The organism is Microbacterium karelineae (assembly GCF_009745985.1).
Classification (GTDB): domain Bacteria; phylum Actinomycetota; class Actinomycetes; order Actinomycetales; family Microbacteriaceae; genus Microbacterium; species Microbacterium karelineae.
In genome coordinates, this window is sequence record NZ_WFIX01000191.1 from 341,135 (window position 1) to 363,521 (window position 22,387).

Below are 22,387 nucleotides of genomic sequence, written 5' to 3' on the forward strand. Positions count from 1 at the left end.
ACCGTGTCCGCCATCTCCATCGACTCGGTCTCGAAGACCTACGCCGGCAGCGCCGCCCCGAGCGTCGACGGCATGAGCCTCGACGTCGAGGACGGGGACTTCCTGTGCCTGCTCGGACCGTCCGGATGCGGCAAGTCGACGACCCTGCGCATGATCGCCGGGCTCGAACAGCCGACGGCCGGACGGATCTCGATCGGCGATCGGATCGTCGACGATGCCGCCCGCGGCCAGCATGTCGCAGCCGAACGCCGCGGGCTCGGATTCGTCTTCCAGAGCTACGCGCTGTGGCCGCACCTCACGGTCCGCGAGAACATCGCGTTCGGCCTCACGATGCAGAAGGTCGCCGCGAAAGAGCGCCGGATCCGCGTCGATCACGCCCTGGAGACGCTCGCGATCGCCGCATATGCCGAGCGGCACCCCGGCGAGCTGTCCGGCGGCCAGCAGCAGCGCGTCGCGATCGCCCGCACCCTCGCGGCGCGGCCTGCCGTCATGCTGCTCGACGAACCGCTCTCGAACCTCGACGCGCGGCTCCGGCTCGAGATGCGCGCCGAGTTCCAGCGGATCCACCGCGAGACCGGCACGACGATGGTGTTCGTCACCCACGACCAGTGGGAGGCGATGACGCTCGCGACGCGGATCGTCGTGATGGACGCCGGACGCGTGCAGCAGGTCGGACCGCCGCTCGAGATCTACTCTGATCCGGCGAATCGATTCGTCGCCGAGTTCATGGGCAGCCCTCCCCTCAACGTCGTCGAGGGCGACGGGAACGGAGCGGCCGCGCGGGCGATGGCGGCGTGGCGCGGCGCAGAAGGCGCCGCCGCGATCGGAGTGCGCCCCGAGGCGCTGCGCTTCGCGGACGTCCCCTCTCCCGGGGCGTTCGCGACCCCCGTCACGATCGAGGCGCTGCTGCCGACGGGCGGGTCGTGGATCGTCGAGGCGACCGACGGAGAACGGCGACTGTTCGGGACGAGCACCGCCGTCCCCGCGGTGCGCGAGGGCGAGCGGGTGACGGCGTGGGCCGAGGAGCGCGACGTGCTGCGCTTCGCGACCGACGGATCCCGCGCGGATCGGCTGGTGGCGGCATGAGGGCCCCGGCAGCCGCACGGACGCGCACCCTCCCGGGCGCCCTGCTCCTCGACTTCGGCGGCGTCCTCGTCTCGTCGGAGCGGCCCGCCGGCTGGGAGGCGGTCGTCGCCGACGAGATCATCCGGCTCGCGGGCGCGGCCTCGCTGCCGCCGCGCGAGCGCATCGTCGCCGACATCATCGCGGGCGCCGCCGCCGCCGGCCAGTGGCGCCACGCCATGTCGCGGCCGCTGCGCCCCCCGGAGCTCAGTCAGGAGGCGTTCGTGATGGACCTCATCGCGGCCGACTGGTCCGATTCGCAGCGCGCGGCGATCCGCTCGCACATCGCCGCCGTCGCGGTGCGCGTCGCGACGGCGAAGGAGCGCCGGGCCCTGCGCCCCGGCGTCCGCGAGCTGCTCGCCTTCTGCGCGGCACGGCACATCCCCGTCGCGGTCGTCTCGAACGCGCTGTCCGGACAGGTGCATCGCGACTTCCTCGCCGCCGAGGGGCTCTCCGACGCGCTCGTCGCCGAGATCTACTCGGACGAGGTCGGGATGCGCAAGCCCAACCCCGACATCATGCTGATGGGCTGCGAGGCCGTCGGCGTGCCGGCCGCCGAGTGCTGGTACGTCGGCGACCACATCGACCGCGACGTGCTCTGCGGCACACGCGCCGGCATCGGCGTCAATGTCCTGCTGCCCTCGCCGAAGGCGGCCCACCACCCCGACGTCTTCGGCATCGCCGCGGACATCATCGCCTCGACGCCCGCCGGGCTGCTCGAGATCCTGAAGGAGATCGCCCATGACCTTCCCTGAGACCCGTTCGCTGACGACCGCCGTCCTGCACGGCATCGCCGAGGACGCCGCGCGGAAGGCCGGCGCGTACCTCCGCGGCGCCTTCCGCGGCGACATGGCGATCGACCACAAGCGCGACCGCCACGACCTCGTCACCGAACACGACCGCGTCGCGGAGGAGATCATCGTCCCGCTGCTGCTCGACGGCGCGCCGGGCTCTCGGATCATCGGCGAGGAGGGCGGCGTGCGCGGCGGCGAGGGCCCCGTGACCTGGTACATCGACCCGATCGACGGCACGTCGAACTTCGCGCAGGGGCTCGCCTTCTTCTGCGTCGCGATCGCCGCCGAACGCGACGACCAGGTCGTCGCGGGCGTCGTCTACGACCCGATCGCGGACCGCCTCTTCTCGGCCTCCGACGAGGGCGCGTTCCTCGACGGCGCTCCCCTGCGCGCCGGTGCGGCATCGCCCGCCCACGCGGCGACGACGATCACGGGCTATCCGACCGCCCGCGACCTCGCCGCTGACGGCGATGCGGCCCTCGCCGCGTTCGGATCCCTCGTCGAGGCCTTCAGCTCCGTGCGCCGCACGGGATCCGGGGCGCTCACGATCGCGCACGTCGCCACCGGCTGGGCGGACAGCGCCCTCGGATCGTCGGTGAATCCGTGGGATGTCGCGGCATCGATGCTCATCCTGCGGCGCGCGGGCGGCGACTACCGACCGCTCTGGTACGACGCCGCGCCGGACGGCGGCGACCACCTCGCCCCCGGCTTCGTGGCCACCAGGCCCGGTGCCAGCTACCCGGCGCTCGACGCCGTGGCGGAGGGGATCGTCTCGAGGCGGCGGGGCGCGTGACGCCGATACCCGTCGGGCGCCCGCCGACGATCATCGAGGTCGCGGCGCGCGCCGGCGTCTCGAAGTCGCTCGCGTCGCGCGCCCTGCGGGGCGAGCGGGGTGTGGCCGACGCGACGCGCCGGCGCATCCACCTCGCCGCCGCCGAACTCGGGTACCGCATCAATTCGGCTGCGCGCAGCCTCGCCCGCGGCCGATCCGGCATCGTCGGCGTCGTCCTCAACGACATCGGCAATCCGCACTTCGCCGGCGTCGTCGCCGGGGTCGAGGCCGAGGCGTGCGAACGCGGGCTGCGCACGATCATCGGGCACGGCGCGGGCTCTCCGACCGAGCTGACACGGCAGATCGAGACGATGCTCGAACTGCGCGTCGACGGCGTCATCGTGGTCAGCTCCTGGGCGCCCGTCGGATCCCTCGCCCTCGCCGCCCGATCGGCGCCCGTCGTCGTCGTGGCGCGCCTCGCCGAGCCGCCGGCGGGCGTCGACATGGTCGCGAGCGACGACGTGGCAGGCGCACGCGGCGCCGCCGAGCACCTCCTGGCGCTCGGACGGCGACGCCTCGCCTACGTCACCCGGTCGACGAGCGCGACGAGCGACGCGCGTCGCCACGGCATCGCCACCGCCCTCGACGGGGTGGGCCTCTCGTTCGAGACCCACAGCGTCTCGGCCGACGGCGACGAGGCGCTCGCCGGGATCCTGGCCTCCGGCGTCGACGCGATCCTCGCGAACAACGACGTGATGGCGACCGAGATCCTCCGCGTCGCGCGCGAACGCGGCGTCTCCGTCCCCGCGGAGGTCGCCCTCATCGGCTACGACAACACGCCGCTCGCCCGACTCATCTCGCCCGGGCTCACGAGCGTCGGCCAGCCGCAGCGGGCGATGGGCCGCCGCGCCGTCGAGTGCGTCGCCGAGCGCCACGACGGCCGCACCGAGCCCGTTCGCGCCCTGTACGAGCCGGCGCTCGTCGTGCGCGGCAGCACGCTCGCGGCGCCGCGCGAGATCAGCGCCGCTTCATCGTCTGGATCGGGCCGGTGACGCTCAGCTCGTCGGTCCAGCACTCGATGCCGCTCACGCCAGGGAGACGATCGCGGGTGAATACCGGATCCTTCCCCTCCCGTCGCTGCTGCATATAGTCACGCAGCAGTTTGAAGACGACGCCCGACAGCAGAGCGACCGCGATGAGGTTGATGATCGCCATGAAGCCCATCGCGCCGTCGGCGAAGGCCCACACGACGTCTGCCGACAGCAGGGACCCCGCGAGGACGGCGAGCACGACGAAGGTGCGATAGCCGAGCAGCACACCGCGGCGGGTCGAGATGAACTCGATCGACGCCTCGCCGTAGTAGTAGTTGCCGATGATCGAGCTGAACGCGAGCAGGAAGATGATCACGGCGAGCGCCGTGAGCGACCACTGTCCGAGCGTGCCGGCGAGCGCGGCCTGCGTGAGGGCGAGGCCGACCGGTGCGTCGGCGAGGTCCGGCACGCCCGTCAGGATGATGAAGGCGGTGATCGAGCAGATGAGGAAGGTGTCGAAGTAGACGCCGAGCGACTGCACGAGCCCCTGCTTGACGGGGTGCGTGACCGCCGCGCTGGCGCCCGCGTTCGGGGCGGATCCGAGGCCCGCCTCGTTCGAGAACATGCCGCGCTTGATGCCCGTCAGGACGATGTAGCCGAACGTCGCGCCGACGACCTCGTTGAAGCCGAACGCCTGCGTGAAGATCGACGCGATCGCGCCCGGGATCTCGCGCCACGCGACGGCCACGACCGCCAGGCCGATCAGCAGGTAGGCGAGGGCCATGAGGGGAACCACCGACTGCGTCACGGTGGCGATGCGGCGCACGCCGCCGAACACGACGAGGGCCGTGAGCGCCGCCACGGCGATTCCGACGATCCAGGCGACGGATCCGCTCGCCTCGGCGCCGGTCGTCGACTCGACCACGCCGCCGACGGCGGCGGTGATCGTGTTGGCCTGCAGCGAGCTGAACGAGAACGGGAAGCAGATGATGAGGATGATCGCGAACACGACGCCCAGCCAGCGCGCCTTCAGCCCGCGCTGCATGTAGTACGCGGGCCCGCCGCGGAATCCGTTCGGATCGCGCACCTTGAACAGCTGCGCGAGCGTCGACTCCGCGAACGCCGAGGCGGCGCCGATGAAGGCCATGAGCCACATCCAGAAGACGGCACCGGGGCCGCCGATCGCGATCGCCGTCGCGACGCCGGCGATGTTGCCGGTGCCGACGCGCGACGCGGCCGAGATCGTGAACGCCTGGAACGCCGACACCGACTGCGGCTCGCCGGCGTCATCGCGCGGCGTGCGGTTGGTGAGGGTGCGGAACATCTCGGGGATGAGCCGGAACTGCACGACCCCCGACCTGATGGTCAGGTAGAGGCCCAGGAGCACCACGATCGGCAGCACCACCCATGTCCAGAACTTGTCGCCGTTCTCGGCGAGCCAGCTTGCGACGATATCCATCGGGCCAGTATCCACGCGGGCGCGCCCCGGCGCCAGACCGCCGCGCCGTCACCTGCCACGCAGGCGCCGCCAGGACGCCCCGCCCGGGTGCTCCGGTCAGGCGCCGCGGGCCCGCCGGACGCGATCGGCGTAGCCGTCGAGGGCGCCGAGGATCCCGCGGTGCTGCCAGATCCGATTGCGGGCGGACCCCGTGCGCTCGACGAGGACGCCGCGCTCGACGAGCGTGTCGAGGGCGCGCTTCGCGGCGACCTCGCCCATCCCGAGGCGCTCCCGTACGGCCCGAGAGTTGAGCACGGGCTGCTGGACGAGCAGGGGCAGGACGCGCCATGCGCCCGCATCGGCGCGGACGCCCGACATCTTCGCGCGCGCCTCGCGCAGCTCGCCCGCGAGGGCGTCGACGAGATCGCGGCCGACGACGGCGGCAGCGCGTGACGCCTGGGAGAAGCGCCGCACGATCGGCCCCGCATCGCCCCCCTGATACGCGACGAGCGCCGCGAAGTAGGCGTCGAGGTCCGTGAGCAGGCCGGCCGAGATCGGCACCGTCGTCGAGGTCACGAGCCCCTTGCCGCGCAGGATCGCGTGGGCGAGCGCCCGGCCGGTGCGCCCGTTGCCGTCGGCGAAGGGGTGGATCGTCTCGAACTGCGCGTGGACGATCGCGGCCTGGGCGAGGACGGGGAGGTCCTCGCGTGCCGCGAATCGGACGGCGTCGTCGATCGCATCCGCGATCCGCTCCGGGACGGGTCCGACGAAGTCGGCGGTGACGGGCCCGGCGTTCCCGGCACCGATCCACACGACGTCGCGGCGCCACCTGCCGGCCTCGTCCTCCATCCCCGACTGGCGCGACAGCAGTTCGCGATGCATCGAGAGGATCGACGGCGCGTCGACGCGGCCGGAGAGGCGAAGCGCCGCCTCCATCGCCCGCACGTTCCCGACGATCGTCTCCGCGTTCCGCTTGTCGCCCTCGCCGATCTCGGCGAGGGCGATCTGCCGCGCCGACGAGGTGAGCTGCTCGATCTGCGAGCTCGACGCCGACTCGGATCGCAGGAGGATCGCGGCCATCGGGGCGAGCACGGGGCTGTCGGCCCCCAACTCGGCGCGTGCGTAGCTGTCGAACGCGACGAGCGCGCGCGTCGCGTCCTCGATGTCGGCGACGTCCGCGCCCGTCAGGTCGACGGCGACGTCCGCGATGGTCGCGGGGACCGTGGCCTCGTAGGTTCCCGTCTGGCGCCGCAGCTCTGCCCGCGAATGCTCGCCCGTGTCGACGGGCCGCCACTCGCGCGCCTCACGTCCGGTCGGCGACACCGCGAGCGGCGCCCCGCCGTCGATGCTCGCCATCAGATCCGTCATGATGCCGCCATCTTACTTACATCTATGCCTGGAAGTGTAAGTACAGCGGATCCTCGCGGGCGGATCCGGTGCCCCCGGTGGGATTCGAACCCACACTGTGCGAATTTTAAGTTCGCTGCCTCTGCCGATTGGGCTACGGGGGCGGAGTGCGCGAAGGGCGCCCCTCCACGGTATGACACCGGGAGGAGCGCCCTGTCGGCATGTGACGGCTCAGGCCGCCTTCTGCTCGTCGGCCTGCTCGACCTTCGGCTTCGGCCGCGAGGCGAACGACTCGAAGAACTCGCGCGGCTGCTGGACCGCGGTGAGCTGCACCTGGTCGCGGCCGAGGAAGAGGTTGTGGTACCAGCCCCACAGGACGCGCCACTTGCGCTCCCACGTCGGCATCGCGAGGCCGTGGTAGCCGCGATGCGCGACCCAGGCGAGGAAACCCGTGAGGGCGATCTTGCCCGACTGGAACGCACCGTTGTACAGGCCGAGGCCCGCGACGGCGCCGAGGTTCTTGTGGATGTAGTCGACGGGCTGCTCGCCACGGAGCGTCGCGACGAGGTTCTTCGCGAGGCGCTTCGCCTGGCGCACGGCGTGCTGCGCGTTCGGCACGCACATGCCGCCGACGCCGCCGCCCGTGAGGTCAGGCACCGCGGCGACGTCGCCGGCCGCCCAGGCGCCCTCGATGACCTCGCCGTTCTCGTCGACCACACGCAGGTCGCCCTGCGTGGAGATGCGGCCGCGCGCCTCGCGCGGCAGGTCGCTGCCGTTCACGACCTGCGGGTTCGCCATGACGCCCGCGGTCCAGATGATGAGGTCGCTCGGGTACTCCTCACCCGTGTTGGTCTTGACGACGCCGTCCGTCGCGTCGGAGACCTGCGTGTCGAGGTGCACGTAGGCGCCGCGCTTCGCGAGGTCCTTCAGCACGTGCTCCGCGGTCTCGAGCGACACCTCCGGCATGATGCGCCCCATCGCCTCGATGAGGTGGAACTGCGTCTCCTCGAACGAGATCTCCGGGAACTTCGCCAGCAGACCGTTCGCGGCCGATCGCAGCTCGGCGAAGGTCTCGATGCCCGCGAAGCCGCCGCCGACGACGACCGTCGTGAGGAGGCGCTTGCGGAGCTCGCTGTCCTTGGGCAGCGCCGAGGCCTTCTCGAAGTTCGAGATGAGGATGTCGCGCACGGCGACGGCCTCCTCGATCGACTTCATGCCGATCGCGTTGTCGGCGATCCCCGCGATCGGGAACGTGCGCGAGACCGAGCCGGCGGTGACGACGATCTGGTCGTACTCGTACTCCCAGCTCTCGCCCCCCTCGGGCGTGATCGTGGCCGTCTTGTTGGCGTGGTCGATGTTCGTGACCTTCGCGCTGACGACCTTGGTCTTCTTGAGGTGACGACGGTGCGAGACCACCGCGTGACGCGGCTCGATCGATCCGGCGGCGACCTCCGGCAGGAAAGGCAGGTAGGCCATGTAGGGAAGCGGGTCGACCATGACGACCTCGGCTTCACCCGAACGAAGGTGCTTCTCGAGCTTCCACGCGGTGTAGAAGCCCGCGTAACCGCCGCCGACGATGAGGATCTTGGGCACGGAAGATGTCTCCTTGTACTTGTCAGGAGCCCGATTCACGGTGCGCGCGAAGCGAGCGGATGCGCCGAGTGACTGCGACGGCGCCGAGCACGACAAGGATACCAGCGGCCGTGACGGCGACGAGCGGCAGGGTGACCTCCCGCAGGCTGTCGGGCGACGGGAGCAGCGGATCGCCCGCCTCGGCGGGCGGATCGGGCGGCGGCAGGGCCGGCAGCTCGACGGGTGCGGGCGTCGGCGTCGACCCGGCGTCCACCTCCCCCGGACCGTCGGCGGCCCGGTTGCGGCGGATCCACTCGGTCAGGCTCTGATCGCTCACGGGATTCGCGTCGACCAGACCGATGCCGGTCTCCGAGACGGCGCGCGCCGCGTCGATGATCCCGAAACCATAGATCGGGTCGCGGTCGCCCTCCTGCAGGGGCGCGGGCTCGGCCGTCGCGACGATGCGGTTGATGATGTTGTTCGCATCGAGGTCCGGATGCGCCGACTTCACGAGGGCCGCGATGCCCGACACGATGGGCGCGGCCCCGCTCGTACCGCGCCAGGGATCGATCGCCCCCGTCGGGCCGATCCCGATGAGCTGCTCGCTCGGCGCCGACACCCCGATCGTGACGCCCTGTGTCGACGCCTCGCGGCTCGCGCGGCCGGAGGGAGTCACGCCGCCCACGACGAGCACCTCGGGGATCGTCGCCGGGGCGCCGACGACCGTCGTCCCGCTCGCCCTGTTGCCGGCCGCGACCACGACGACGACGTCGTGGTCGAAGGCGTACCCGAACGCGTCGTCCCACGACTCGTCCCACGCGGTCTGGTTGGTCGTGAAGGAGAGGTTGATGACGTCGGCGCCGTTGTCGACCGACCAGCGGATCGCGTCGGCGACCTGCTTCGAGAACGGCACCTCGCTGACGGATCCGAAGCCAAGCGACACCGCGAGGATGTTCGCCTCGGGTGCGACCCCGATCATCCCCTCGTCCTCGCTCGTGCCGCGCGCGCCGGCGAGGGAGGCGACCCAGGTGCCGTGGCTGCGGATGTGCACGTCGCTGCCGAGAGGCGTGCGGCCATCGGGCGTCCCGACGCCCGAGACGTCGGTGCCGCCGACGACTGCGTCCTCGAGTTCGTCGATGTCGGCCGCGACGCCGCTGTCGATGACCGCGATCGTCGTTCCGGCACCGCGCGTCGTCTCCCATGCCTCTTCGATGCCGTAGTCCTCGAGCCAGTACTCGGCAGCGCGGGTGGGGTCCTCGGGCTCCGGCGTCTCGGTCGGCGTCGGCGTCGGCGTCGCCGTGCGGCGCGGCGCGGGCGCCTCGTCCGCGTCGCGGTCGGTCGCGGCGGATGCCGCGGGCGCCGCGATCAGCGCGGCGGCCACGATCAGCGCGGCGATCACCGCGCGCAGCGGTCGGCGCCTGACCGACGTCATGTCGCGGGCGGCCCGTCGTCGCGGAGCGCCGCACCGGGATCGTCGCACTCGCATCGCTCGGGCGACCAGCGCGATCGCTCGAGCGTGAGGTCGCCGATGGGGTTCACGCCCGGGCCGGCCGCGAGGGCGTGCCCCGCGAGGGCGTGCAGGCACTTGATGCGGGTCGGCATGCCACCCGCTGAGATGCCCGCGACCTCGGGCACGTCGCCGAAGCGGGCGCGGTCGGCCAGGTACGCCTCGTGGGCGCGCCCATATGCGGCGCGCACCTCGTCGTCGCCGTCGAGGATCCCCGTCAGCTCGACCATGACCTGCCCGGCCTCGAGGCGCGACATCTCGGCCGTCGCGGCGGGGTGGGTGAGGTAGTAGAACGTCGGAAACGGCGTGCCCTGCGGAAGGCGAGGCGACGTCGCGACGACCGTGGGATTTCCGCACGCGCAGCGCGCTGCGATGCCGACCACCCCGCGGGCCTCGCGCCCCAGCTGCGCGCTGACGACGCGGATCTCGGCGGTGCTCACGGTGTCGAAGGGAGGTGTCGTCACGTCGCCGAGGCTACCGGGCTTTTCTGGGGAAGAGCGTCATCCCGCGGGCGTCTCGGTCTGCTCCGGTCTCGGTGTCGGCTGGAACACGCCGTCGCCCTCGGGCACGGCCTGCTGCGCGAGGCCCGCCTGCACGATGGAGCGGAGGGCCGTGCCCATCCAGTCGTGCTCGCGCTCCTCGACCTCGGCATCGACCGGTTCGGGGTCGCCCGCCTCGTCCTCGTGCGGCAGGTCGTCCTCGACGAGATAGACGATCTCGTCCGGGAGCGTGTAGTAGAGGCGCTCGCGCGCCTCGCTCATGACGTAGGCCGGATCATGCCACCGATCGCGCTCGCGCTCGAGGGCGGCGATCTCGTCCTGTGTGACGGCGATGCCCTGCTCCGCCTGCGCGATCTGCTGACGCATGTCGATGTATCCGCTCGCCGACGGCACGAGGACGAACGCGCCCAGGACGACGAGCCCGAGCATGATGACGGCGAAGCCGGAGAGGCGGATCCCGCCGAGCCAGTCGCGGGCGCTCACGCCGCGCGGCGCGGAGGCGCCCCGACCGCGCGAAGGGGGAGCCGCAGATCGTGCCATGCGACTCCCCCTCTCGTGATGCGTGTGCGGGCTCAGCCCTGGAAGCGCGGGTACGCGCCGCGACCCGCGAAGGTCGCCGCGTCGCCGAGCTCCTCCTCGATGCGCAGAAGCTGATTGTACTTCGCGACGCGGTCGCTGCGAGCGGGCGCGCCCGACTTGATCTGGCCGCAGTTCACGGCGACCGCGAGGTCGGCGATCGTGACGTCCTCGGTCTCACCCGAGCGGTGCGACATCATGGCCGTGTAGTTCGCGCTGTGCGCCATCGAGACGGCGTCGAGCGTCTCGGTGAGCGTGCCGATCTGGTTGACCTTGACGAGCAGGGAGTTCGCGATGCCGCGGTCGATGCCCTGCTTCAGGCGCTCGGGATTCGTGACGAACAGGTCGTCGCCGACGAGCTGCACCTTGTCGCCGATGCGCGCGGTGAGCTCGGCCCAGCCGTCCCAGTCGTCCTCGGCGAGCGCGTCCTCGATCGTGACGAGCGGGAAGTTCGCGAGGAGCTCCTCGTAGTATCCCGTGAGCTGCTCGGCCGTCCAGTCCTTGCCCTCGAAGCGGTAGACGCCGTTCTCGAAGAACTCGGTCGAGGCGACGTCGAGCCCCACCGCGATGTCGGTGCCCGGCGTGAAGCCGGCCTTCTCGATGGCGGCCATGAGGAAGTCGAGCGCCTCGCGGTTGCTGGGGATGTCGGGGGCGAAGCCGCCCTCGTCGCCCAGGCCCGTCGCGAAGCCGCCGGCGAGCAGCTCCTTCTTCAGGACCTGGTACGTCTCGGCGCCCCAGCGCAGCGACTCGGCGAACGTCTCGGCGCCGTGCGGAACGAGGAAGAACTCCTGCATGTCGATGCCGTTGTCGGCGTGCTCGCCGCCGTTGATGACGTTGAGGGCCGGCACGGGAAGGACGTGCGCGTTCGCGCCGCCGACGTAGCGGTAGAGCGGCAGGTCGGCGCTGTCGGCCGCGGCCTTCGCGACGGCGAGGCTGACGCCGAGGATCGCGTTGGCGCCGACGCGCTTCTTGTTGGCCGTGCCGTCGACCTCGTTCAGGGTCAGGTCGACGAGGCGCTGGTCGCTCGCGTCGATGCCCTCGATCGCCGGGCCGAGCTCGTCGATGACGCTCTCGACGGCCTTCGTGACGCCCTTGCCGCCGTAGCGCGCCGTGTCGCCGTCACGCAGCTCGTACGCCTCGAACGCGCCGGTCGATGCACCGGAGGGGACGGCCGCGCGCTGCACGATTCCGTCGTCGAGAAGAACCTCGACCTCGACGGTGGGATTGCCGCGCGAGTCGAGAATCTCGCGTGCGCCTACTGCTTCGATCTGTGCCACGGACTACTCCTTGAAAGGTGGGCATGGGGAGCCTTTCGGCCGGGCCCAGTCTATGGGGATCCGCCGACGGGCGACACTCGGCCGCTCGCCCGCCGCCCTGTCGCCGCCGCGACGACTGCGGCAGGATGGCCGTGATGACGTCGAGAAGGAGGCGCATATGACCGGCAGGGAGACGACAGCGGAACGTCACGTGCTGCTCGCGGGCGGCACCTCCGAGGCGGGGTGGGCCGTCGCACGGCGGCTGCGTGCGGGAGGCGTGCGCGTGAGCGTCGCCGGCCGGAGCGCGTCGAAGCTCGAGGAGTTCGCCGCCGAGGGGTTCGAGACCGTGCAGGTCGACCTCGCCGATGCGGACGCGGTCGACCGCGCGTTCGCCCGTCTCGATCGGCTCGACGGTCTCTTCCCGCTCGTCGGCGGCTGGCGCGGCGGGGGCGGGATCCCCGGCCAGTCAGACGATGACTGGGCCGCGCTCGAGGTCGCGCTCACGGCGGTGCGGCATGCCTGTCGCGCCGCGTGGCCGCTCCTCGACGTATCGCCGGCCGCGCGGGTCGCCGTCGTCTCGTCGACGGCGGTCGCCCGTCCGCTCGCCGGCGGCGCGAACTACGCGGCGATGAAGGCCGCGACCGAGGCGTGGATCCACGCCGTCGCGCACGGCTTCGCGAAGTCGGCGCGCGACGCGGGTCGCGACCAGACCGGCGGGTGCACGATCTTCCGGGTGAAGGCGCTCGCGGGCCTCGAGCAGACCATCGGGGCGCGCTTCGCGGCCCTCTGGGACGCGGATCCGTCCGGCGCGTCGGCCGACATCGTCACGCTCGAGGCGCCGGCCGGCTGATCGCGCCCGCTCCGTCAGCCGCCGGCGAGCGACTCCCCCGCGCCCCACACGCGTCGCACGCGCAGCGCCTCGTCGAGCAGCACGGCGTCGGCGGCGAAGCCCACCTCGAGCGCGCCGAGATCGCCGTCGCGGCCGAGAGCGCGGGCGGGGACCCGCGTCATCGCATCGACGGCCGTGGCGAGATCGACTCCGCACGACCCCACCGTCTGGCGCAGCGCCCCGTCCATCGTCAGAGTCGATCCGGCGATCGCCCCGCCGTCGGTCAGGCGTGCCACGCCGCCCGATACGGTGACCGACAGCGACCCGAGGATGTAGACGCCGTCCGCGGCGCCCGCGGCGGCCATCGCGTCGGTGACGAGCGCCACGCGTCTCGGCGCGGCGTCGAACAGCATGCGCGCGATCACGGGGTGCACGTGCACCCCGTCGTCAATGAGCTCGAGGGTCACATGGTCGCGCGCGAGGGCCGCGCCGATCGGGCCCGGCGCACGGTGGTGCAGCCCGTCCATGGCGTTGAACGCATGCGTGAGGATCGACGCGCCCGCGTCGAACGCCGCGAGCGCGCCGTCGTGATCGGCTGCGGTGTGGCCGACGGCGACCCGCACGCCGGCCTCGACGAATCGGGCGGTCGCCTCGAGCGCGCGCGGCCTCTCCGGAGCGATCGTCACCTGCACGAGCCTGCCGCGCGCGGCCGCGATCAGCGCCTCGACGCGTTCGGTCGTCGGATCCGCGAGCAGGGCCTCGTCGTGGGCGCCCTTGTGCAGGGCATCGAGGAACGGGCCCTCGAGATGCGAGCCGAGAACGAGCGGATCCGCCTCGGCCACGCGCGCGATCGTCTCCAGCTGACTCTCGAGATCCGGGACCGTCGCGGTGACGAGCGACAGCACCGAGCGCGTCGTGCCGTGCGCGCGATGCACCGCGAGCGCCGCGTGGATCCGATCCTCGGCGCCGTCGAAGCCGGCCGCTCCCCCACCGTGGCAGTGCAGGTCGATGAAGCCCGGCGTGATGATCCCGCCGGCCGCGTCGACGATGTCCTCGGCGGGCGCCGCGCACTCCCGCCACGATGTCCCTGTGCCGCGCGCGGCGATGCGGTCACCCTCGAAGCGCACCCACGCGTCGGCCTCGACCGATCCCGACGAGACGAGCTGGGCAGAGTGGATGACGGTCATACGACCCGATCCTGCCAGTTCAGACGGACCGGCGTTCGATCACCAGCCGGACGCCCCGCGCCGCGACCCCGATCGCGACCACGACGACGCCGCCGACGACCGACTGCCAGGGCAGCATCGCGGCGAGGCCGGCGCAGCCGATCGCGCCCGCGCCCTGCAGCCACCGCGGGTAGCGGCGCACGGCGGGACTCTGCCGGAGCGCGGCGACGTTGGCGACGAAGTAATACAGCAGCACGCCGAACGAGGAGAAGCCGATCGCGCCCCGCAGATCGGCGAGCGCGATGACGACGATGACGACGATCGCCACCGCGATCTCGGTGCGGTGCGGCACCTGGGTGCGGGGATGGATCCGCGCGAGGAACCGCGGCAGGTCGTCCTCCCGCGCCATCGCGAGGCTCGTGCGCCCGATGCCCGCGACGAGCGCGAGCAGCGCGCCGAGCGACGCGCACGCGGCGCCGACGCGGACGATCGGCTCGCCCCATCCCCAGCCGGCCGCCGCCACGACGTCCGCCAGCGGAGCGGACGACGCCGCCGTCTGATCCGGCCCGAGCACGGTCAGCGCCGTGACGGCGATGACGCCGTAGACGATGACGGCGCCTGCGAGGGCGAGCACGATCGCCCGCGGGATGGTGCGCGCCGGATCCCGCACCTCCTCGCCCATCGTCGCGATCCGCGCGTAGCCCGCGAAGGCGAAGAAGAGCAGGCCGGCGGACTGGAGGATCCCGTACCACCCCTCGGCGAGGATCCCGCCGCCGAGCAGCCCGCCGTCCGCGGGCGGCGCGACGAGGCCGGACGTCGCGACGAACACGAGCGCGAGGAGCGAGATGACGACGATGATCTTCGTCGCGAGGGCCGTGCGCGTCACGCCCATCAGGTTGATGATCGTGAGGGCGGCGACCGCCGCGATCGCGATGGGCCGCTCGAATCCGGGCGCCGCGTAGGCGGCGAAGACGAGGGCCATCGCCGCGCAGCTCGCGATCTTGCCGACGACGAAGCACCACCCGGCGAGGTATCCCCACCAGGCGCCCAGCTCCGCCCGTCCGTAGGCATAGGTGCCGCCCGCGACGGGGTGCACGGCGGCGAGCTGCGCCGAGCTCGTCGCGTTGCAGAAGGCGACGAACGCGGCGAGCACGAGGCCGATGAGCAGACCGGACCCAGCCGCGGCCGCCGCGGGGGCGAAGACCGCGAAGACCCCCGCCCCGATCATGGACCCGAGCCCGATGGCTGTGGCGTCGGCGAGACCGAGACGGCGGGCGAGCCCAGGAGACGACATGACGCGAGCGTATCCATGTCCGCCGCACCCGACACGCGCGCCACACACCGGGCGCCTGACGTTCACCCGCCGTTCGCCGAGCGTCGGACGTTCGCGCGAGATTCCGACGGATCCGCGGATGCCGTCAGGCGCTCCGCGCGGTGCCGGATGCGGGGCGAGGCATCACCGCGACAGCGCGTCAGCCGAGCGGCTTGACCTCGAGCTCCGCCTGGCCGGCCGCGAGCGTCGCGAACGCCGTGTAGCCATCGGCCTCCGCGCGGGCGAGGAGCGCCTTGAGGTTCTTCGTGCGCGTCTCGAGGCGCACGCGCGCACCGTCCGCGACGAGCGCGGCCTTGTGCGCGAGCACCTCGGCCTCCGGCGCGTCCCTGTCGTGCACGAGCACCACCGCGCGGTCGCCCGCGGCCTCCTCCGACGCGACGAGGTCGACGATGCGCTCGAACCCGATCGAGAACCCCACGGCGGGCACGTCCTGCCCGAGGAAGCGGCCGATCATCCCGTCATAGCGGCCGCCGCCGCCGAGCGAATACGACACGGAGGGGTGGGCGATCTCGAAGATCGTGCCGGTGTAGTACCCCATGCCGCGCACGAGGAACGGGTCGAAACGCAGCGGCGTGTCGGCTCCCGGGCGCGCGGCCCGGACCGACGCGCCGAGACGCGCGAGGTGGTCGACGACGCCATCGGGGATCCCTGCGGGCAGCAGGGCGCGGATCTGCTCGGCGCCGAACGCCTCGTCGACCTCTTCGGGAAGGCCCGTGAGGAAGGCCTCGAGTGCCGCGACCGGCTCGTCGGCGCCGCCGCGCTCGCGCAGCTCGGCCGCGACACCCGAGGCGCCGATCTTGTCGAGCTTGTCGATCGTGATGAGCACGCCGGGGCGGTCGGCCTCGGGGAAGCCGAAGACGTCGAGCATCGCATCGAGCGCGCGCCGGTCGTTGATCCGCACGCTCGCCCCCGCGAGGCCGAGCGCGTCGAGGGCGTCGAGCGTCGCCGTGATGAGCTCGGCCTCCGCCCGGCTCGAGGCATCGCCCATGATGTCGATGTCGCACTGCATGAACTGGCGATAGCGCCCCTTCTGGGGGCGCTCGGCCCGCCAGACCGGCGCGATCTGGATCGACCGGAAGACGCTCGGCAGCTCGGCGCGGTGCGACGCGTAGAAGCGCGACAGCGGCACCGTGAGGTCATAGCGCAGGCCGAGGTCGGCGAGGGCCGCCGGATCCTCGGCACCCGCGCGGATCCTCTCGGCGTCGAGGCCGCGCCGCATCACGCTGAACGCGAGCTTCTCGTTGTCGCCGCCGATGCCCGCATGCAGGCGCCCGTACTCCTCCATGACCGGTGTCTCGATCTCGTCGAAGCCATGCGCGCGGTAGCGCTCGCGGATCACGGCGAGCACGCGCTCACGCCGGGCCTTGTCAGCGGGGAGGAAGTCGCGCATGCCGCGCGGCGGGTTCACGGTTGCCATAGGGGATCCATTCTTCCATCCCCGCGCGGACGCGCATCCCCACGGCGGCGCCTCGCCTCGGAGCTGCGGGCCCGAGGCTCAGGCCTCCGCCTGGCGCACCTCGTCAGAGAACGCGCGGACCCGGCCGCGCAGCGCGCGCTCGGCGTCCCACCCGCGGTCGCGCGCGAGGGCGACGAGGCCGAGGATCGTCTCACCCAGCTCCTCCTCGCTCTGCGGCAGGAGCTCGTCGCCGTCGGCCTGTTCGATCGCCTCGGCGGCGCGGATCTCCTCGATGTATGTCAGGCCGACGCCCACGTGCTCGCCCTTGCCGAGGACCTTCTGCGCGAGGGCCAGCGCGGGCATGCCGGCCGGCACGCCGTCGAGCACGGAGGTGCGCTCGCGCTTCTCCTCGGCCTTGGCCGCGTTCCACAGCTCGATCACGCGCTCGGGCGTCTCCGCCGTCTCCCCCGCGAACACGTGCGGGTGGCGGCGGATCATCTTCTCGGCGAGGTCGCCGGCGACGTCGTCGATCGTGAACACATCGGAGACGGCGGAGTGCAGCAGGATCTGCCACAGCACATCGCCGAGCTCCTCACGAAGCTCGACCGCGGATCCCGATTCGACGGCGTCGATGACCTCGGCTGCCTCCTCCGTGAGGTACGGCACGAGCTTCTCGTGCGTCAGCTCCCGCGACCACACGCATTCGGCGTGCACCCGATCCGCCACCTCGGCCGCGCGCCGCAGCCCGCTCTCGTCTCCGCTCACGCCCCCATCCTGCCTCACCCACCAACTCTTCATCTCTGGCACATCTCCTGGGGGGATTCCCGGTAGGGATGTGCCAGAAATGAAGGGATAAGGGGGCGTCAGGCGTCGACGGCCGCGCGGCGGCGGTGGGTGCGCGCGCGAGCCGAGACGAGGATCCCCGAGAGGACGAGCGAGATGAACGAGCCGAGCAGCACGCCGAGGACCGCCTCGTCGGCGACGACCGCGTCGGCGAACGCGAGGCGCGACAGCAGCAGCGACACCGTGAAGCCGATGCCGCCGAGCGCGGCGGCAGGGAGGATGTCGGCGACGGGCAGGTCGGGCTTCTCGCCCTTCTTCTTCCCGACGAACATCGCCAGCCAGCCGAAGAGGGTGATGCCGATGAGCTTGCCGACCGGGAGCGCGATGAGGATGCCCCACAGCGCAGGCGAGATCTCCTCGAGCGACACCTGAGGGATCACGACGAGCGCCGAGAAGAACGCGAAGATCGGGAGGATCACGGCGTTGATCCACGGCTCGAGCGCGTGGCGCGCGTGCATGCCCTCGTCCTGGCGGATCACGAGGCCGAGGAGGACGCCCGCGATCGTCGCGTGGATCCCCGAGAGGTAGAAGAACGCCCACGCCGCGAGCGCGACGATGATCATGAGGGACACGATCACGACCTGGTTGCGCCGGCTGCGCATGCGGCTGAGGATCGCGAAGGCGACGACGAACACGACGCCGATCGCGAGCATCATGAAGTCGAGATCGGTCGCGAACAGCACGGCGATGAACACGATCCCGACGATGTCGTCGATGATCGCGAGCGCGAGCAGGAACACGCGCACCTTCGTCGGCAGCCCCTTGCCGAACATCGCGAGCACGCCGAGCGCGAAGGCGATGTCGGTCGCCGTCGGGATCGGCCAGCCGGCCGAGGTCTCGGATCCGCCCGCGATGAGCAGGTACACGGCGATCGGCACGATCACGCCGCCCGCGGCCGCGATCGCCGGCTTGATGGCCTTCGCCGCGCTGTTGAGCTGACCGCGCGTCATCTCATACTGCAGCTCGACGGCGACGCCGAAGAAGAAGACCGCCAGCAGCAGGTCGGCCACCCAGTGCGAGAGCGACAGGTTCAGGCCGAGCGCTTCGGGCCCGATCTCGACGTGGCTCAGGTGGATGATCTCCTCGCCGAACGGCAGATTGGCGAGGACGAGACCCAGCGCGGCGGCGCCGAGGAGGAGGAACGCGGGGAATCGCTCGGAACGGAGGAGGTGCATCGAGGCCTTTCGGATCGCAGAGGGCCGCGGATCCTGACGATCCGCGACGCCGACCAGACTTCCCGGCACACCGATTCCAGCCTATCGGCCCGGGCGGCCTGGGCCTGTCAGATTACTGGGCCGCGGCGTCCTTCGCGGGAGAACCGGCGGGGATCGGGAAGATCGCGTCGAGCAGCTCGCGCACCCACGCGAGCAGCCCGGCATCATCGAGCGGCTCCCCCGCCGCCTGCGGCAGGGGCACGATGAGCGCATCGCCGCCCGCGACGATCTTGGCGCCGGGGTGCAGCCGCTTGAGACGCACCTGGATCGAGTCGGGCAGCGCCGCGGGGGCGATGCGCAGGTTCTTCCCCATCGCGACCACGTCGGTCAGGTGCGACTGCGCCGCCCGTCGGCGCAGTCGGGCGACGCGCACGAGACCGTCGACCGACCCCGGTGTCTCGCCGTACCGGTCGGTCAGCTCGTCGACGACGAGATCGATCGCGTCGTCGCCCGCCTGCGCGGTCGCCGCGGCCGACAGCTTCTGATACGCCTCGAGCCGCAGCCGCTCGCTGTCGATGTAGTCATCGGGGATCCGCGCCTCGATCGGCAGCTCGAGACGCAGTTCGATCGGGCCGTCCGCCTCATCCCCGCGGAACTCGCTGACGGCCTCGCCGATCATCCGCAGGTACAGGTCGAAGCCGACGCCCTCGATGTGTCCCGCCTGCTCGGCGCCGAGCAGATTGCCCGCGCCGCGCAGCTCGAGGTCCTTCATGGCGACCTGGATCCCGCTGCCGAGGTCGTTGTGCACGGCGATGGTCTCGAGCCGGTCGGCCGCCGTCTCGCTGAGGGGCCGCGTCTCGTCGTAGACGAAGTAGGCGTACGCGCGCTCGCGGCCGCGCCCGACGCGGCCGCGCAGCTGGTGCAGCTGCGCGAGCCCGTACTTGTCGGCGCGATCGATGACGATCGTGTTCGCGTTCGCGATGTCGATGCCCGTCTCGATGATCGTCGTGCAGACGAGGACGTCGAACTTGCGCTCCCAGAAGTCATCGACGACCTGCTCGAGCTGCCCCTCGCTCATCTTGCCGTGCGCGACGGCGACGCGGGCCTCGGGCACGAGCTCGGCGAGGTGGTTCGCGACCTTCTGGATGCTCGTCACGCGATTGTGCACGTAGAACACCTGCCCCTCGCGGAGCATCTCGCGCCGGATCGCCGCGGCGATCTGCTTGTCGTTCGACGGCCCGACATACGACAGGATCGGATGGCGCTCCTCGGGCGGCGTCGCGAGCGTCGACATCTCACGGATCCCCGTGACGGCCATCTCGAGGGTGCGCGGGATCGGCGTCGCGCTCATCGCGAGGATGTCGACGTTCGTCTTGAGCTTCTTGAGCGCGTCCTTGTGCTCGACGCCGAATCGCTGCTCCTCGTCGACGATCAGCAGGCCGAGGTCCTTGAACACGATCCCCTGCGTGAGTATCCGGTGGGTGCCGATCACCATGTCGACCGATCCGTCGGCGAGGCCGCGGATCGTGTCGCGCGCCTGCGCGTCGGTCTGGAAACGGCTCAGCGCCTTCACCGTGACGGGGAAGCCGGCGTAGCGGTCGGCGAACGTCTCGAGGTGCTGCTTGACGAGCAGCGTCGTGGGCACGAGCATCGCGACCTGCTTGCCGTCCTGGATCGCCTTGAACGCGGCTCGCACCGCGACCTCCGTCTTGCCGAAGCCGACGTCGCCCGACAGCAGGCGGTCCATCGGGATGGGGCGCTCCATGTCGCGCTTGATCTCGTCGATCGTCTGCAGCTGGTCGGGCGTCTCGGCGAAGGGGAAGGCCTCCTCGAGCTCGCGCTGCCACGGCGTGTCGGGGCCGAAGGCGTACCCCTTCGACGCCATGCGCGCCGAGTACAGCTTCACGAGCTCGACCGCGATGTCGCGGACCGCCCTGCGGGCCTTCCTCTTCGCCTGCGACCAGTCGGATCCGCCCATCTTCGACAGCTGGGGGCTCTCGCCGCCGATGTACTTCGAGAGCAGGTCGAGCTGGTCGGTCGGGACGAACAGCTTGTCGCCCGGATAGCCGCGCTTCGAGGGTGCGTACTCGAGCACGACATAGTCGCGCGTCGACTTCTGGGCGTTCCTGCCGCCCGTCGACACCTCGCGCTGCACCATCTCGATGAACCGGCCGATGCCGTGCGTCGCGTGCACCACCGGGTCTCCGGGCTTGAGCTGCAGCGGGTCGACGACGTTCCGCCTGCGCGACGCGAGCCGCTTCGGGCCCTGCTGGTGCCCCGTGGCGGCTCGGCCGTAGAACTCGGACTCGGTCAGCACCGCGAGCTTCGCCTCGGTCGAGGCGAAGCCCCGCTCGACCTCCGCGCGGACGAGCGAGACGATGCCCGGATCCGGCGCCGCACGGAGGTCATCGACGATGCGCGCCGCGACGCCGCGATCGCTGAGGACGTCGCGCGCGCGGTCGACGAGGCCGGATCCGGCGGCCGCGATCACGACCGCCCAGCCGTCGCGCACGAGCCGCTCCACATGCTCGGTCGCGCCCTCGACGTTCCCCTGGAACGACGGGATCGCGTCGCCGGCGACGCGTGTCGGCGCGCCCCCCATCGGGATGATCTCCCCTGCGTCCGCGAGCTCCGCCTCGATCGCGCCGAGGCCCGAGTCGAAGGGGCTGAGCGTCCACCAGACGCCGCCCGCGTCGCGGGCGGCCGTGCGCAGCTCGTCGAGGGCGAAGAAGCCGCTCGAGGCGAGGTCGACGGGGGCCGAGCCTCCGGCCGTCGCGGCGCTCCACGCGGCCTCGAGGAACTCGGCGTTGGTCTCGGCGAGGCTGACGGCGCGCGATGCCGCGCGCTCCGGATCCACCAGGGCTACCGCCGCGCCGTCGGGCAGATAATCGACGAGCGACACGAGCGGGCCCGCGACGAGGTTCGAGAGCGACTCCATGCCCTCCGCGGGGATCCCCTCCCCCATCTTCTCGAGGATCTGGGCGATGCCGGGGTACTCGCCCTGCAGCTCGCGGGCGCACTGCCGCACCTCCGGTGTCAGCAGCAGTTCGCGGCTCGCGGTGAGCTCGACGCGTGTGACCTCGCCCGGCACGGACCGCTGATCGGCGACGGAGAACTCGCGGATCTGGTCGACCTCGTCGCCGAAGAACTCGACGCGGAACGGGTGCGGCGCCGTCGGGGGGAAGACATCGAGGATCCCGCCGCGCACCGCGAAGTCGCCGCGCCGAGACACCATGTCGACGCGGTGATACGCCAGCTCGACGAGCCGCTCGACGACCTCCTCGAGCCAGTGATCCCGCCCGCCGACCGACAGCGAGATCGGGGCGGCGTCGCCGAGGCCGCGCACGATGGGCTGGATCGCCGAACGGATCGAGGCGGTGACGACGAGGGGGCGCTCGCCGCCCCAGGTCGCGAGGGCGCGGAGCGTCTCGAGCCGGTGCCCCACGGTCTCGGGGCTCGGGCTGAGCCGCTCGTGCGGGAGGGTCTCCCACGCGGGCAGCTCGCGCACGTCGATCTCGGGCGCGATCGCGCGCAGCGAGGCGGCGAGCGACTCGGCGCGGCGGCTCGTCGGCGCGATCGCGACGAGCACCGCGGGTCGCCCCGCCTCCTGCCTGCGGGTGAGGAGGGCGGCGAGGCCCGGAGCGTCGAGGCCGTCGACGAGCGACAGATCGGCGTCGACGGACGTCGCCTGGAACGCCTCCCGGAACGACTGGGACGTGTCGAGGGCGCGCAGGATCCCGGAGAGAGTCAC

General features: G+C 71.9%; 18 protein-coding genes and 1 tRNA gene. 5 read left to right on the forward strand and 14 right to left on the reverse strand.

Annotated features, from left to right (window positions below; all coding sequences use genetic code 11):
* The first annotated feature begins 3 nt into the window (after positions 1-3).
* Genes GB932_RS18075 through GB932_RS18090 form a run of 4 tightly spaced genes read left to right on the forward strand, consistent with a single transcriptional unit; the run spans position 4 to position 3,740 of the window.
* On the forward strand, positions 4-1,086 hold the full coding sequence (locus GB932_RS18075) for an ABC transporter ATP-binding protein (protein WP_156762081.1): 1,083 nt from the start codon (positions 4-6) through the stop codon (positions 1,084-1,086).
* Positions 1,083-1,877, forward strand: coding sequence for an HAD family hydrolase (locus GB932_RS18080; protein ID WP_156762082.1), 795 nt, complete (start codon positions 1,083-1,085; stop codon positions 1,875-1,877). Before GB932_RS18075 ends, GB932_RS18080 begins: the two co-directional genes overlap by 4 nt.
* A complete protein-coding gene (locus GB932_RS18085) occupies positions 1,864-2,709 on the forward strand; it encodes an inositol monophosphatase family protein (RefSeq protein ID WP_156762083.1) in 846 nt (281 codons plus the stop codon). Before GB932_RS18080 ends, GB932_RS18085 begins: the two co-directional genes overlap by 14 nt.
* Positions 2,706-3,740: a LacI family DNA-binding transcriptional regulator gene (locus GB932_RS18090; protein ID WP_197517556.1), complete on the forward strand. Its 1,035-nt coding sequence runs from the start codon at positions 2,706-2,708 to the stop codon at positions 3,738-3,740. The genes GB932_RS18085 and GB932_RS18090 overlap by 4 nt, the downstream gene beginning before the upstream one ends.
* Here GB932_RS18090 and GB932_RS18095 read toward each other — a convergent pair.
* The 8 genes from GB932_RS18095 to eno all read right to left on the reverse strand — a co-directional run bounded on the left by GB932_RS18095 (position 3,706) and on the right by eno (position 11,936).
* Entirely contained in the window at positions 3,706-5,178 is a 1,473-nt protein-coding gene (locus GB932_RS18095; RefSeq protein ID WP_156762085.1) for an alanine/glycine:cation symporter family protein, read from the reverse strand. The two genes, GB932_RS18090 and GB932_RS18095, sit on opposite strands and share 35 nt — an antisense overlap.
* Positions 5,179-5,274: 96 nt before the next feature.
* Entirely contained in the window at positions 5,275-6,525 is a 1,251-nt protein-coding gene (locus GB932_RS18100) for a Fic family protein (protein WP_231916300.1), read from the reverse strand.
* Between the two features lie 69 nt (positions 6,526-6,594).
* Positions 6,595-6,668 (reverse strand) — tRNA-Leu (locus tag GB932_RS18105).
* A gap of 67 nt (positions 6,669-6,735) precedes the next feature.
* On the reverse strand, positions 6,736-8,097 hold the full coding sequence (locus GB932_RS18110) for an NAD(P)/FAD-dependent oxidoreductase (RefSeq protein ID WP_156762086.1): 1,362 nt from the start codon (positions 8,095-8,097) through the stop codon (positions 6,736-6,738).
* A gap of 22 nt (positions 8,098-8,119) precedes the next feature.
* The gene (locus GB932_RS18115) at positions 8,120-9,508 is read right to left on the reverse strand and encodes a S8 family serine peptidase (protein ID WP_156762087.1); all 1,389 of its coding nucleotides are present in this window, start codon (positions 9,506-9,508) and stop codon (positions 8,120-8,122) included.
* Positions 9,505-10,047 (reverse strand): DUF501 domain-containing protein, encoded by a 543-nt coding sequence (locus GB932_RS18120; protein ID WP_156762088.1) that lies wholly within the window; start codon positions 10,045-10,047, stop codon positions 9,505-9,507. The genes GB932_RS18115 and GB932_RS18120 overlap by 4 nt, the downstream gene beginning before the upstream one ends.
* 36 nt (positions 10,048-10,083) lie before the next feature.
* Positions 10,084-10,623: an FtsB family cell division protein gene (locus GB932_RS18125; RefSeq protein WP_231916301.1), complete on the reverse strand. Its 540-nt coding sequence runs from the start codon at positions 10,621-10,623 to the stop codon at positions 10,084-10,086.
* Between the two features lie 32 nt (positions 10,624-10,655).
* A complete protein-coding gene (gene eno / locus GB932_RS18130) occupies positions 10,656-11,936 on the reverse strand; it encodes a phosphopyruvate hydratase (protein ID WP_156762089.1) in 1,281 nt (426 codons plus the stop codon).
* A gap of 157 nt (positions 11,937-12,093) precedes the next feature.
* On the opposite strand from eno, the gene GB932_RS18135 reads away from it, so the two are divergent.
* Entirely contained in the window at positions 12,094-12,765 is a 672-nt protein-coding gene (locus GB932_RS18135) for an SDR family NAD(P)-dependent oxidoreductase (protein ID WP_156762090.1), read from the forward strand.
* Positions 12,766-12,779: 14 nt separating this feature from the next.
* On the opposite strand, the gene nagA is transcribed toward GB932_RS18135, so the two are convergent.
* The 6 genes from nagA to mfd form a co-directional block, all read right to left on the reverse strand.
* The gene (nagA, locus tag GB932_RS18140; protein WP_156762091.1) at positions 12,780-13,931 is read right to left on the reverse strand and encodes an N-acetylglucosamine-6-phosphate deacetylase; all 1,152 of its coding nucleotides are present in this window, start codon (positions 13,929-13,931) and stop codon (positions 12,780-12,782) included.
* 19 nt (positions 13,932-13,950) lie between these two features.
* Entirely contained in the window at positions 13,951-15,204 is a 1,254-nt protein-coding gene (locus GB932_RS18145) for an APC family permease (RefSeq protein WP_156762092.1), read from the reverse strand.
* Positions 15,205-15,382: 178 nt separating this feature from the next.
* The gene (gene hisS, locus GB932_RS18150; protein WP_156762093.1) at positions 15,383-16,660 is read right to left on the reverse strand and encodes a histidine--tRNA ligase; all 1,278 of its coding nucleotides are present in this window, start codon (positions 16,658-16,660) and stop codon (positions 15,383-15,385) included.
* A 78-nt stretch (positions 16,661-16,738) separates the two neighbouring features.
* Positions 16,739-17,437, reverse strand: a complete 699-nt coding sequence (locus GB932_RS18155) for a nucleoside triphosphate pyrophosphohydrolase (RefSeq protein ID WP_156762094.1) — start codon at positions 17,435-17,437, stop codon at positions 16,739-16,741.
* Between the two features lie 65 nt (positions 17,438-17,502).
* Positions 17,503-18,726 carry a Na+/H+ antiporter NhaA gene (locus GB932_RS18160; RefSeq protein ID WP_306769974.1) on the reverse strand — a complete coding sequence of 408 codons (1,224 nt, stop codon included), beginning with the start codon at positions 18,724-18,726 and terminating at the stop codon, positions 17,503-17,505.
* 43 nt (positions 18,727-18,769) lie between these two features.
* Positions 18,770-22,387, reverse strand: coding sequence for a transcription-repair coupling factor (mfd, locus tag GB932_RS18165; RefSeq protein WP_197517557.1), 3,618 nt, complete (start codon positions 22,385-22,387; stop codon positions 18,770-18,772).